Source organism: Emcibacteraceae bacterium (genome assembly GCA_041396985.1).
In the GTDB taxonomy this organism is placed as follows: Bacteria; Pseudomonadota; Alphaproteobacteria; order Sphingomonadales; family Emcibacteraceae; genus Pseudemcibacter.
Genome location: JAWKXO010000002.1, coordinates 433,872 through 447,348, shown reverse-complemented (window position 1 = coordinate 447,348; position 13,477 = coordinate 433,872). Strand labels below are relative to the sequence as shown.

Here is a 13,477-nt window from a genome sequence, read left to right as displayed (position 1 = left end):
TATAACTTGCATGAATGAACGTCATATGTGATATAAACTAACATAATCAATTTAGAACAGGGTGATTAAAATGAATAACATGAAATTCAAAATAGGCACATTGTTGATATTTGCCGCTACCTCCCTTTTTTCAAATGCCGCATTGGCAGAATGGAAACTGGATGCTGCGAATTCGAATATTTCCTATGGCACGATCAAAAATGACTCGATTGGAGAGAGCAATACTTTCAAGACCATTTCCGGGTTAATTTCAGACAGCGGTCAGATTAATATTGATATTGCCCTTGCGTCTGTTGATACACAGGTCGAGGTTCGTGACGGCCGTATGCGCGACATTGTTTTTAAGGTCGCTGAAAATGCTTCTGCAAAGCTTACAGGTAATGTTGATTTAGCGGATTTTCAAAATCAGCCAGTCGGCAGCAGCCGGGTCGTTGAAGCATCTGTTCAGCTTGAACTGGTCGGCCAGAAAATTGAGCAGGATGTTACACTCGTCGTAACAAGGCTTGGGGAAAATAAAGTTATGGTTATCCCTAAAGGTGTATTGTTTATTGATGCTGATGACTATGAACTTGTTGATTCAATTGAAACTTTGCGGGAACTCGCCGGACTTGAAACCATTGCGTCCGTTGTCCCCATGTCATTTTACTTAACATTTACAAAATAGGACTAGAGAAAAAATAATGACTACCAACATTTGCAAGACAGCTCTTGCAGTCGGGCTGTTTTGCCTTCCTATGATTCCAATTGCCGCACATGCGGAAATAAGCCCTGAACAATTCAATCTTCTAATGGTCGCCTCAAAAAAAGATGGCGGCAAAGATTTTCAGACACTTGTTGAGCTTCTTATTGCAGCCAATCCCGACGATGAAGCTGAAATAAGAAATGTCGCCGCGCAGATTATGCCGGAACCGGCTCCTGAACCAACACCTGCGCCCGCTGCTTCGCCTTCGCCGGTGGAAGGAACTATTTTTTCAGATAAGGGCGCAGAACAATTTTCACAAGCTTTTCTGCCAGGTTGGGATAAATCAGTCGAAATTAACGGTCTGTTTACAACAGGGAACACCCAACAGAAATCATTTGGAACAGCGGCAAAACTGCACAGGGAATCCGGGCCATATCAGCAGACAATTGCTACCTATTTCGATTATAACACCAGTAACGGGGTTACTAACAAACGGCGTTATGGCGTATCCTTCAAAAATGATTATAGCATAAGTGATATTTCCTATGTTACCGGTTTTGCTAGCTTCGAAGGCGACAGTTACGGCGCGTTCAACAAGCGTCTGACTATGAATGCCGGTTATGGTTTAAGAGTGTTTGATAATGATACCTATAAATGGAATGTTGAGGCGGGCCCTGCCGTCCTTATGACCAAACCGATAGCCACGGACGGATATGAAACAGATATTACCGGTTATGCCAGCAGTCTCTTTACCTGGAATGTCAATGACCGCAGTGATTTTGAAAATGAATCCAAAATATTTATTGGCAGTAAATTGGTGGTCGAAAATAAAGCGGCCTATACCATGAAGGTTAGCGGTGCCCTGAGTGGTAAGCTTTCCTTTGATGTGCTTTATAACCGCGATGCACCGATAGGCAGAAAGAAAACCGATACCATTACCCGTATCGGCGTTCTTTATGATTTTTAAATTATGAATTAAGTCCCGTGATAACTCCGCGGGTCTTAAGCCAGAAATGTTTTAAGCAATGCTATCATTTTATCGACATCTTCATTGGTCGTGAACATGTGATTTGAAATACGAATAGCATTATATTGAGGCAGTCTTTTTATGGTGATGTTTTTATCCCGCATAGCGCTGAAAACATCACCACTTTTTATATTATCAGGCAAACTGAAGCTTACGATAGCTGAGGTCAGCTCTGAATCATCTGCACTGATAATCCTGATCCCTTTTACTTTTTTAAGTTCATTGCGGCAATAGGTCGCAAGATTAAGGCAATGGTTTTCAATGCGTGCACCACCCATCGCCATGTGCCAGTCAAGCACATCACCAAAACCGATAATAATCGGTGCATTTCTGGTGCCTGACGAATGAGAGTAAACACCATAACCTCCACTGATGAAAACATTATTGACCCGTGGCTGAATTTCTTTTCGTAAATAAAGAATGCCTGTTTCCTTTGGACCCATAACCCATTTATGACCACTACAGGCATAGACATCACAACCCAGATCATGCAAATCGATTTTCAGCATGCCCGGAGCCTGGGCACCATCAACAATGAAAAGAATATCTTTTCCTTTAATCAGTTCGGCCACTTCCTTGATCGGCCATCTCAACCCGGTCACTGTTTCAACATGACTAAGCAGCAATAGTTTTGTTTTTGGTGTTAAGTTGGCTTTAATCAGATCAAGCAATTGTTTTTTACTGCTTGCCGGATATGGCATGGTTATTTTTTTAATCACTGCCCCTTTGGTCGCTGCAAGAAAATCAAGGCCGGTTTCCGCACCACCATGTTCATGATTGGTGGTCAAAATCTCATCACCCGCCGTCCAATCTATTCCGGAGCAAACGGTGCTGATCCCTTCTGTGGTATTGCGGGTCAGAATAATTTCATCTTCATCCGCACCCATAAAGGCCGCAACCTTGCCACGGGTTTTTTCCATTTCCTGACCAAGGGGACCAAAATTTTCAATTGCCGGATTGGCTTCAAGACGTTCCATAAGTGATGTCACTTTATCATGAACCAGCTTTGGCGCAGGGCCGAGTGTTCCTGTATTTAGGTAAACCAGTCCGTCTTTTAACATTAACTGGTTTCTCACATTTGCAAATAGCTGCTCATCGGTCATTTTTGCGGCTTGCTCTTTAAAAGCTTCCTGCGCTGAAACAGTCGTTCTCCCTACGGTCATAAATGCCAGAGTGCCAAGGGCTGCCCCTTTTAAAAGGCTGCGTCTTGTGTTTAGTAGTTTATTTTCGGATAAAAGTTTTTCCATTGATCGGTCCCGTCATAATAAATTTTCATTATTTATAGACTGTCCTAATAAAAATGCACAGGAATTATTCACCGATTATATGGAGGGCAATAGTCCGCTTATGTGCGTGGGCACGATGCTCAAAAATATATATGCCCTGCCAAAGTCCCAGCATCAATTCATTATCAGAAATTGGAACATTAAGCTGGGTTTGGGTTAGGGCCGCTTTAATATGGGCCGGCATATCATCCGGCCCTTCAGTGCTGTGGCGGTAAAGCTGATCCCCTTCTGGTACCAGTTTTCTGAAATAGCTGTTTAGGTCAAACAGCACATCGGGATCAGCATTTTCCTGTACTACAAGAGAGGCGGATGTATGCTTGATGAATACGGTAAGAAGCCCTTTTGATATGTCCTGATCGTCAACCCAACTTTTAATCGGACCGGTTACATCAAGGAGGCTGGACCCTGTTGTCTGAAAAGTAATTTCATTTGTAAATTGCTTCATGCCAATTGTTTTTTGTTGCTCGCTTTACGATTATTAAATTTTATATAAACCCGCATACATAACAAACTGGCGAGAATTATAGCATGAATAACGGGTATAAGTACATCCGCTTTCACCATCATGTAATTATGAATGACCGCAAAAATAGTAATAATGTAAATAAGCTGATGAAGTTTCTGCCAGTTTCCAGCCATTTTCTTTATAAAATATTTGAAGGATGTGATGGCAAGCGGGATAAGCAAGGTAAAAGCCACCATTCCAAAAGTAATGGCCGGACGCTTAAAAATATCTCCCAAAATCAGAGGCCAATCGAAGAAATAATCAAGTACCATATAATTCAGAAAGTGAAGAAGAGCATAAAAGAAAGCATATAAGCCGACCGCACGCCTGTATTTGAGAAGGCGCCAGCCTGTGAATTTTGTAATCGGGCTGACACTAAGTGTGATCAGCAGAAAACGGATTGTCCAGTCACCTGTGAATTTGGTGATATACTCAATCGGGTTTGCCGATAATTCATGGGGGAGAAACCGGTACCATAACGACATTTGCCAAAAAAGCCATAGTGCCGGCAGCAGAGAAAGAATATGGATAAGGACGCGTCGCCAGTCTTTTATCATCAGTAATATCTTCGCAAATTCATTCCGTCATAAAGATGGGCGACCTGTTCACCGTAACCATTGAACATCAGCGTATCGCGGCGTCTGAAATCACCAATACGACGCTCTGTTGCCTGTGACCAGCGTGGGTGGGGCACATCAGGGTTCACATTGGCATAAAAACCATACTCATTGGGGGCTAGTCGCATCCAGCTGCTGTTCGGCTCTCGTTCAACAAATGAAATTTTTACAATTGATTTTACACCCTTGAACCCGTATTTCCAGGGAACGACCAGACGCATCGGTGCCCCGTTCTGGTTGGCAAGCTTTTTACCGTAAAGTCCGACCGCCATTATGGTGAGCGGATGCATGGCTTCATCCATCCGAAGACCTTCACGGTACGGCCATTTTATAACACCACGCCTCTGGCCCGGCATCTGTTCTTCATCAACCAGTGTCTCAAAATAGATATATTTTGCATTTGAGGTCGGCTTAAGTTTGTTAATTACTTCTGATAAGGATACACCAACCCAGGGAATGACCATTGACCACGCTTCCACACAGCGCATACGGTATATCCGTTCCTCGAGATTATTAAAATCAATCAAATCCTCGACAGCAAATTTCCCGGGATTTTCACAGTTACCATCAACAGTCACTGTCCAGGGTTCGGTAATCAGGCTATGGCTGTTTCTGGCCGGATCATCTTTTTCCATACCAAATTCATAAAAATTATTATAGCCCTGAACAGCGCGAATATCAGTCAGCTCGCCGCGTATTTCATGGCCATCATAGTTGTTGGCCTTTACCTTCAAACCGTCATCCGCCAATGCAGAACCCGGTATCATCAGGCTCGTGGCAGCGCCAACACCCATAAATCCGGCCGCTTTTAAAATTTCGCGTCTGGAAAAATAGTCTGACTGTGAGGTGACCTCATTTTCGCTTATTTCCCATGAATTTTTAATCTTTATCAACATAGTGTTACCTAACAAACTTGAGCTGTTCTATATTACATTCAAAAGATATATAACCGTTTTTATTATGAAGCTATTAACAGCTTATCACAATTATGTTATTGGCATAAGCGTGACGAATAAGAAAGTTTTTAAATGGCCCCTCCACTCCTGACTTTAACCAATATGGCTTTAAGATTTGGTCCTGAACCGCTTTTTAACAATGCTGAAATTTCCATAGGGGAAACAGACCGTATTTCACTTGTTGGCCGGAATGGGGCAGGTAAATCCACGCTTATGAAAATAATCCATGGCACAATTGAACCTGATAGTGGAGAGCGTTTCATAAAACCGGGTTGCCATGTCACTTATCTTGAGCAGGACCCTGATTTATCCCGCTTTAATACGGCCCATGATTATGTGGCGTCCGGGCTTGTTCAAAGCTCGGCCGAAGACCATTTTCAAGTGGATATATTGCTTGAAGAAATAGGTCTGAGTGCAAATCTTGAAACAAAAAATATGTCCGGCGGCGAAAGAAGACGAGCCGCCATTGCCCGCGCGCTTGTCAGTGATACGGACATATTGCTGCTGGATGAGCCGACAAACCACCTTGATATTGCAACGATCGAATGGCTTGAAGACAGATTAAAAAGCTGGCGTGGAGCCCTGGTTATCATCAGCCATGACCGTGCTTTTCTGAACGCCTTAACCAATACCACGTTCTGGCTGGACCGTGGTCGGGTAAGACGTCTTGATAAAGGATTTTCCCATTTTGAAAAATGGTCTGAGCAAATTCTTGAACAGGAAGCGACCGAACGGGCAAAGCTGGACAAACTGATTGAAAAGGAAACCGAATGGTCGCACAAGGGCATTACAGCAAGACGAACCAGAAATATGGGCCGTATGCGACAGTTATGGGAATTAAGAGAAAAGAGGGCCGCACAAATCGCTGTAACAGGCAGTGCAAAACTGGCAACAGACAGTGGCAAAACATCCGGCAAAAAAGTAATTGAAGCCCATAAAGTCAGTGTTCGTTATGGGGATAAAACCATTCTAAAAGATTTTTCGATCAAAATACTTCGTGGTGACCGGATTGGCATTATTGGCCCCAATGGTGCTGGAAAGACCACATTACTACGCATACTGACCGGGCAACAAACACCGGACCAGGGCACTATAAAGCTTGGTACAAAGCTTGATACAACTTTTCTTGATCAGAACCGCAGCCTGATAAAGGACACAGACACAGTCTGGGAAACTTTAAGCGATGGCAGTGATCATATTATGGTGCGTGGTCATTCAAAACATATCATTTCCTATATCAAAGATTTTTTATTTGATGCCTCGCAAGCACATAGCCCGGTAAGTTCCCTGTCAGGGGGCGAGAAAAACCGCCTGCTTCTTACAAAAACTCTGGCGCAGCCAGCAAATCTTCTGATCCTTGATGAGCCAACAAATGATCTGGATATGGATACACTTGATCTTTTGCAGGATGTGCTATCCGATTATGACGGCACTTTGATTCTGGTTAGCCATGACCGTGATTTTCTTGACAGACTGGTTACATCGACCATTGTCATGGAAGGAAACGGCGATGTCCGTGAATATCCTGGCGGATATAGTGATTATGCACGTCAGCGAAAAAACCGCATAGATATTCCAAATGAGACCTCACAAAAAAAAGTAAAACAGGAAAAGAAGCCAGCAAATCAGAACGAACCAAAGGCTAGAAAATTAAGCTATAAGCATCAATTTGCCCTTGAAAATCTGCCAAAAGAAATTGATGACATAACCAGAAAAGTTAAAAAACTAGAACAAAAACTGTCTGAACCGGATTTCTTTAATAAAGATCCTGAAGCCTTTAATCAGACGACAAAAGAACTGGAAAAATTGACATCATTCCTTCATGAAAAAGAAGAAGAATGGCTTGAGTTGGAAATAATGCGCGAAGAAATAAATTAGTTGCAATTGCAACCTCTATTATTATCATAACAGTTTAGAATTTTTATCCGGAGGTGACCATGTCCGATACAGATGAGAAATACCGTTCTTCCATACCGCTTGACCATACTTATGTGGAACTCCCCATTCCGCATCGCTGGGAAATGAGCGATGAGGAAATGATCAGAAAATCAGAAGAATTTTATGAGCTGATGAAGAAACGCCACACAGTCCGCAACTATTCAACCCGTCCGGTTCCCCGGATTATTATTGAAAATTGTATTAAAGCAGCGGGACTAGCTCCAAGCGGTGCCAATCATCAGCCCTGGCATTTTGCAATTATAGAAAATCCGGATCATAAGCAGAAAATACGGGAAGCGGCCGAAGAAGAAGAAAGAACCTTTTACGCTGGACGGGCCAGTGATGAATGGCTCGGTGCGCTAGAGCCGATCGGCACCAATGACAGTAAGCCGCACCTAACCACGGCGCCTTGGCTGATCGTTATTTTTGCCCAAAGGACGAGTATTGATCGTAATGGACGTAAATATAAAAATTATTATGTCAACGAATCTGTCGGCATTGCCACTGGTTTCCTGATCACGGCACTTCATCATGCCGGCTTAAGCACGCTGACCCATACGCCAAATCCGATGAAATTTTTAAATGAGCTTTGCGATCGACCCGCATCAGAGAAACCAGAAATGATTTTGGTCGTTGGCCATCCGGCGGAGGATGCGACAGTACCAGCCCATGCCAAATGGAAAAAGCCGCTTGATGAAATTATGACGGTGTTTTAGCCATTAGTGTATGCCATGCATTCCTTTTCTGAGCAGTGGTGTCAGGGCAAAAATGAAGAGCCCGACCCCGATACTGACCATGCCGATTGTAGAATAAACATCCATGGTCGCGTCCATATCGAGTAATGCACTTTGTCCCCCATGACCGCTAACGCCCATCAGGGAACTGATCCAGCCAGCCATATAATTTCCCACAGCCATAAATAAGAACCATGTTCCCATGACCATACCAACAATTTTTGGAACGCTCATTTTTGTCACCATGGAAAGTCCAACGGGGATAATGAACAGTTCTGCCCAGGAGAGTGAAAAATAGATAAAGACCAGCCATAGAAAGCTTTTTGAAGTGCTGTGATCACCACCAAGAGCGGTCGCAAAAATCATATACCCTGAGCCAATAATAATCATGGCCAGACCAAATTTAGCCGGCGTGGAGGGTTCACGATTTTTCCTCGCCAAAGCCAGCCAGCCCCAGGCCATGACTGGCGCCAGCAGGCAGACAAAAAGGGTATTCATCGTTTGAACCTGAGATGCTTTTATTTGCAAACCGAATAAATTTTTATCAAATTGCTGATCCGCCAGAAGGGTCAGGCTGGCCGCCTGCTGTTCAAACAAAGCGTAAAAGACAGACTGAAACACGATCAGGCAACACATAACCATCAGTCGTTCACGTTCAATTTTCGAGCATTTCATAAACCCATAAACGAGAATTATCCCGATCATGATAAATCCCGATGCCCCAAGAAAAAACCCGACCAGCTGTTGGTATTGCATTAAAAACCAGCTGACGATAACCAGGGCAAACCCGCCTATATAAATAGCCGTTTCCTTATTGATACCGGCAAAGGCAATTTCCTTCAACCGTTCAGGGTTACTTGGCTCAGCGTGGCCATCCAATAATTTCTGGCCCCATAAAAATACCATCAGACCAAAAAACATGCCGATCCCGGCAATTGAAAAACCGTAGTTCCAGCCATAGGTTTCACCCACATAACCGACAATCAGCATGGATATCAAAGCCCCGAGGTTAAGGCCCAGATAAAAAATGGTGAAGCCACTGTCGCGCCTAGGGTCTTTTGGGCCGTATAGGGCACCCACCACCGTTGTGATATTGGCTTTTAAAAACCCAACGCCGGTTATAATAAGTGAAAGTGCAAGGAAAAAGACATCAATTGCCGCCTCGTCACGGATAACCGTATCACCTGAAATATAGGCCGCCTGTCCATGAAATGCCATTAGCCCATGCCCAAATACAAGGAGTATGGCCCCGTATGTAACTGCCTTGCGGCTTCCCAAATATCGGTCAGACAGATAACCGCCGATAATGGGCATCATATAAACAAGCCCGACAAAGGCCCCATAGATCATGCTGGCCTTGTCAGCGCCAAACAGATGGTATTTGGTCAGATAAAGGATCAGAAGTGCCCGCATCCCATAATATGAAAAACGTTCCCACATTTCAGTCAGGAAGCAAATGTAAATCCCGATTGGGTGACCGAGAAAAGTTCTCTTTTGAGACCCCTCATAAAGGTCCATGTTCATGTCTGTCATTTTGAATTAAACCCTTAATGAACGCCGTGCATTCCTTTTCTGAGCAATGGGGTCAGGATGAGAATAAAAATACCGACACCCGCACTTGCATAGCCAATAAGATAGTAAAGTTCCATGGTTGAAGCCATATCCAGGGTGCCGCTGGCGGCACCGACTTCATCACTGCCCATGAGCGAACTAATCCAACCGGCAACATTATTGCCAAGTGCCGTGAATAAAAACCACGTTCCCATCATCATGCCAACAATTTTGGGTACACTTAATTTTGTCACCATGGAAAGTCCAACCGGGCTCAAAAACAGTTCAGCCAAAGTGAGCATAAAATAGATAAAAATAAGCCAAAGGAAGCTTTTTGACGTACTGTCATCAAGTCCCATCCCCCAGGCAAAAATGACATAGCCGGCGCCGATAATAAGTAATGAATATCCAAATTTTGCCGGTGTTGATGGTTCAATCTTACGTTTCGCCAGTGCAAGCCAGACCCAGGCCATTACAGGTGCAAATAGAATGATAAACAGTGCATTCATTGTCTGAACCTGAGAAGCCAGAATATTCATTCCCAGAAATGACAGATTAAACTGCTGATCTGCCAGCAGCGTCAGGCTGGCGGCCTGTTGTTCAAACAAGGCCCAGAAAACCGATTGTATGGCAATAAGAAAAATCGCGACCCATAAGCGTTCACGATCGACTTTTTCACATTTTGTAACCGAATAAAAAAGCACCAGTCCGATCATAATAATGCCGGAAACACCCACAAGCTGTATGACCATCTGGTCATACTGCATCATCACCCAGCTAACAATGACTAGAAATATCCCAAAAAGATAAATTGTGTTTTCCTTGCTGATACCAATTGGTGATTTTTCCTTTAAGGTTTCAGGTTCCGGCGGTTCCGCCCGCCCATCAAGAAATCTTTGTCCCCAGAGAAATACCAGAAGGCCAAAAAACATACCAATCCCGGCAATTGAAAATCCATAATTCCAGCCATAGGTTTCACCAACATAGCCGACGATGATCATAGAAAAAAATGAACCCAGATTGATCCCCATGTAAAATATGGAAAAACCACCGTCCCTTCTTGGATCATTGGGACCATAAAGTGCCCCGACCACTGTTGAAATATTGGCTTTTAAAAAGCCAACCCCGCCAATGATCAGGGAAAGAGCCAGAAAGAATATATTTATTGCCCCTTCATCTCGCATCACTTCATCACCCGCCATATACGCGGCCTGGCCGTGAAACGCCATTAGGCCATGACCGAGCACCAGCAATATTGCACCATATGTCACTGCCTTGCGGCTTCCCAGATAACGGTCTGCCATATAGCCACCGATAATTGGCATCATATAGACGAGCCCCGCATAGGCACCATAGATCATACTGGCATCTTCAACATCAAACAGATGGTATTTGGTCAGGTATAAAATCAGGATTGTCCGCATTCCGTAATAGGAAAAACGCTCCCACATTTCAGTAAGGAAACAAATGGATAACCCGATCGGGTGACCCATAAAATTACGGCTTTGTGAGCCGGCAAACATATCTTCGGTGTTTTGAGACATCCCTATTCCCTATATTATTTTTTGTTGCTGGTTACTTTGCCAGAAGAAAAATGAAAAGTCACGTTTACGTTTATAACAATAAAGATTATAAATTATCCCATACATTAACCAAGAGAGATCATAATGAAAATCAGCAGTAATTTTGACAGCGGCAATATCAATGTTATTGATGCGACATCCCCGGGAAATATTCGTCTGTCGATTAATAAAGATAACAATTCGCATTTTTATCAATGGTTTCATTTCAGACTGACCGGCGCCAAAGGGCAGCTTTGTGCCCTTAATATTGAAAATGCAGCGGATGCCGCCTATCCGCTTGGTTGGGAAAATTATCAGGCTGTTGCCTCCTATGATCATGAAACGTGGTTCCGGGTCAGTACCGTCTATAAAAACGGGGTCCTTACCATCCAGCATGTGCCGGAAACCGACAGCGTTTATTATGCTTATTTCGCCCCCTACAGTTATGACCGACATCAGGAACTGGTTTCCAGCGCCGCTACTCATGAGCGGGTCAGACTTGAAGTGATCGGCGAAAGTTGTGATGGTCGGGATCTTGATCTGCTGACTATTGGCGAAGAGGGTGAAGATAAGAAAAAAATATGGATTTTTGCCCGTCAGCACCCGGGAGAAAGTATGGCAGAATGGCTGGTGGAAGGGGTTCTGGACCGCCTGCTTGATGATGACGATGCTTTAAGCAGGGAACTTCTTGAGAAATGTGTGTTTTATGTGATGCCAAATGTGAACCCTGACGGCAGTATACGTGGTCATTTAAGATGTAATGCTAAAGGGCAAAATCTGAACCGGGACTGGGCCGATCCTGATCCGGAATTAAGCCCGGAAATTTATTATCTCCGGGCTAAGATGGATGAAAAAGGACTTGATTTCTCGCTGGACTGTCATGGGGATGAGGCCCTTCCCTATAATTTCATCGCCTGTTTTGAAGGGGTTCCTGAACTAAACCAGTTTAACCTTGATACCGCCTATTTGTTCGGCCGGGAACTGGAAAAGGTGAACCCGGATTTTCAGAATGAAAAGGGATATGAGAAAAATGAACCGGGTAAGGGAAATCTCGGCATGAGCACTAACCAAATTGCCCACCGCTTTGATGCTGTCGCCATGACACTGGAAATGCCATTCAAAGATACTGTCGAAAGCCCCAATCCGGAAACAGGCTGGTCACCGGAGCGCAGCAGAAAACTCGGCTATAGCACTCTTGATGCCTTATCTGCAATTTTAGAAAGGCTTTAAATATAAGATCAGGAACATTATCTGCATATTTCTTAAGCGGGTAAAGATTCAGACTGAAAATTACAGATTTAATCTGTCACAAGCTTTCCGTCTTCAATCCGATATTTTTTCTTCGGAAATTTTTCAAGGTCATCCATAATCCGGTTTAAAACGTTCATTACTGCTACCTTAGTCCCTATTTCTACAGCCGGTTTAAGTGTTCTGTTTAAAAATGTCGAAGCAGCCGTAAAACCGGGATCCACCCCATATGAAAGGGTTATGGCTGTTCCACGATTTACCATAATAGCGATAAATTTTATAAAGTCGTCATTTGAGAAGGCTTTTTTCCTATCTAAAATTTTTATAACAATACCTTCTTTAGCCTGAAAATCATGCGGAATTCCATTGAGCGAAATTTCAATCAAAGCTCCCAGTTTGTCCGGCCTCCAGTCTTGTTTTAGAACTTCACTGTGCCTCCATGCGCAATACCAGCCTGCACAGGTAGCGGGACGAGTTTGATAAATACCGCATCCACCCTTCTTTAATAAATGCTCACATTTGACATTGGGCAATTTGACAAAGTCGGGTTGATTAATCGGGATGTGTTGGCAACATACCGTGCAGTCACCACATTCTCTATTTGGCACCAGTTCCATAGCTCGGTGAGATTAATTTAAACAATTTGAACTTTCAAGAATATATTTTTATTCTATCTAATGAATGGGAATTATCAGAAAAACTATGATGATTTTTAATATGAAATCTCTTATGGAGAAATTTAGGGCATATTTCTTATAATTGTTCCATATAATGTTTTGATTATATTTCCTATTTTGATATTAATCGGCTAGAATCAAAATAATAACAATTTTCAATACTGGCAATTTAATGCCGGATTTAGGAGTTAATAACTATGAATAGCCGCATTTACAGAACTTTCTTCCAATTCCTTATCCTGACAGGGGCAGCCTTAACACTGGCATCCTGTAACGGGAATGAGGATAGTTTCCCACAAGTGGCAAGTCCGCCACCTTTTGATTATGCCAATGGAGAAGATTTACGTTCTGGTATGCATCAACTTGCTTTTGCTCTATTAAGGTTAGATGCTGATCTTTCGAGTGAAGACGATGAAAATCCTGCATATCAGCAATCTGTTGTCGATAATCTGGATAAAATTGAGCGTATTGTTGAAGGTATTCAAAATCGTGATCTTAACTCCAAACACCCGTTTCTTGTCGAAAATATGGATAAATTCAAAGCGGACGTAAGCCGTGCAAAATGGAATGCCGAAAGAAAAACCCCCAATTATTATATGGCCGGTAGAATTTCAGGGGCTTGTGTAAGCTGTCACCAAGAAAATTCATAAATCCTCTATATTTTTATTGATTGAATAGTCAAAAGCCTCACTTA

The 13,477-nt window shown here is 43.2% G+C and carries 13 protein-coding genes; 6 read left to right on the top strand and 7 right to left on the bottom strand.

What is annotated here, in order from left to right; genetic code table 11:
- The first annotated feature begins 70 nt into the window (after positions 1 to 70).
- Both R3D86_06685 and R3D86_06680 read left to right on the top strand, forming a co-directional pair.
- Complete coding sequence (locus R3D86_06685) at positions 71 to 664, top strand: YceI family protein (protein MEZ5757889.1); 594 nt, start codon at positions 71 to 73, stop codon at positions 662 to 664.
- Between the two features lie 16 nt (positions 665 to 680).
- On the top strand, positions 681 to 1,649 hold the full coding sequence (locus R3D86_06680) for a DUF481 domain-containing protein (GenBank protein MEZ5757888.1): 969 nt from the start codon (positions 681 to 683) through the stop codon (positions 1,647 to 1,649).
- Between the two features lie 35 nt (positions 1,650 to 1,684).
- Here the strand turns inward: R3D86_06680 and R3D86_06675 are convergent, their stop codons facing one another.
- The 4 genes from R3D86_06675 to msrP all read right to left on the bottom strand — a co-directional run bounded on the left by R3D86_06675 (position 1,685) and on the right by msrP (position 5,013).
- Positions 1,685 to 2,956 carry an aminotransferase class V-fold PLP-dependent enzyme gene (locus tag R3D86_06675; GenBank protein ID MEZ5757887.1) on the bottom strand — a complete coding sequence of 424 codons (1,272 nt, stop codon included), beginning with the start codon at positions 2,954 to 2,956 and terminating at the stop codon, positions 1,685 to 1,687.
- A gap of 64 nt (positions 2,957 to 3,020) precedes the next feature.
- Positions 3,021 to 3,440, bottom strand: coding sequence for a secondary thiamine-phosphate synthase enzyme YjbQ (locus tag R3D86_06670; GenBank protein ID MEZ5757886.1), 420 nt, complete (start codon positions 3,438 to 3,440; stop codon positions 3,021 to 3,023).
- The gene (locus tag R3D86_06665) at positions 3,437 to 4,057 is read right to left on the bottom strand and encodes a protein-methionine-sulfoxide reductase heme-binding subunit MsrQ (protein ID MEZ5757885.1); all 621 of its coding nucleotides are present in this window, start codon (positions 4,055 to 4,057) and stop codon (positions 3,437 to 3,439) included. Before R3D86_06665 ends, R3D86_06670 begins: the two co-directional genes overlap by 4 nt.
- Positions 4,057 to 5,013 (bottom strand): protein-methionine-sulfoxide reductase catalytic subunit MsrP, encoded by a 957-nt coding sequence (msrP, locus tag R3D86_06660; GenBank protein ID MEZ5757884.1) that lies wholly within the window; start codon positions 5,011 to 5,013, stop codon positions 4,057 to 4,059. The genes R3D86_06665 and msrP overlap by 1 nt, the downstream gene beginning before the upstream one ends.
- Before the next feature lie 132 nt (positions 5,014 to 5,145).
- Between msrP and R3D86_06655 the strand changes: the two genes are divergently transcribed.
- Together R3D86_06655 and R3D86_06650 are read left to right on the top strand one after the other, a co-directional pair.
- Positions 5,146 to 6,951, top strand: a complete 1,806-nt coding sequence (locus R3D86_06655; GenBank protein ID MEZ5757883.1) for an ATP-binding cassette domain-containing protein — start codon at positions 5,146 to 5,148, stop codon at positions 6,949 to 6,951.
- 59 nt (positions 6,952 to 7,010) lie between these two features.
- On the top strand, positions 7,011 to 7,727 hold the full coding sequence (locus tag R3D86_06650) for a nitroreductase family protein (protein ID MEZ5757882.1): 717 nt from the start codon (positions 7,011 to 7,013) through the stop codon (positions 7,725 to 7,727).
- 3 nt (positions 7,728 to 7,730) lie between these two features.
- Here R3D86_06650 and R3D86_06645 read toward each other — a convergent pair whose 3' ends face one another.
- Together R3D86_06645 and R3D86_06640 are read right to left on the bottom strand one after the other, a co-directional pair.
- On the bottom strand, positions 7,731 to 9,278 hold the full coding sequence (locus R3D86_06645; GenBank protein MEZ5757881.1) for a peptide MFS transporter: 1,548 nt from the start codon (positions 9,276 to 9,278) through the stop codon (positions 7,731 to 7,733).
- A gap of 14 nt (positions 9,279 to 9,292) precedes the next feature.
- Positions 9,293 to 10,840 carry an oligopeptide:H+ symporter gene (locus R3D86_06640; protein ID MEZ5757880.1) on the bottom strand — a complete coding sequence of 516 codons (1,548 nt, stop codon included), beginning with the start codon at positions 10,838 to 10,840 and terminating at the stop codon, positions 9,293 to 9,295.
- A 123-nt stretch (positions 10,841 to 10,963) separates the two neighbouring features.
- Here R3D86_06640 and R3D86_06635 point away from each other — a divergent pair, with 123 nt between their 5' ends.
- Positions 10,964 to 12,088, top strand: a complete 1,125-nt coding sequence (locus tag R3D86_06635) for a M14-type cytosolic carboxypeptidase (protein MEZ5757879.1) — start codon at positions 10,964 to 10,966, stop codon at positions 12,086 to 12,088.
- Between the two features lie 68 nt (positions 12,089 to 12,156).
- Here R3D86_06635 and R3D86_06630 read toward each other — a convergent pair whose 3' ends face one another.
- Positions 12,157 to 12,723 (bottom strand): hypothetical protein, encoded by a 567-nt coding sequence (locus R3D86_06630; GenBank protein ID MEZ5757878.1) that lies wholly within the window; start codon positions 12,721 to 12,723, stop codon positions 12,157 to 12,159.
- A gap of 257 nt (positions 12,724 to 12,980) precedes the next feature.
- On the opposite strand from R3D86_06630, the gene R3D86_06625 reads away from it, so the two are divergent.
- Positions 12,981 to 13,433, top strand: a complete 453-nt coding sequence (locus R3D86_06625; protein ID MEZ5757877.1) for a hypothetical protein — start codon at positions 12,981 to 12,983, stop codon at positions 13,431 to 13,433.
- The last annotated feature ends 44 nt before the right edge of the window (positions 13,434 to 13,477 follow it).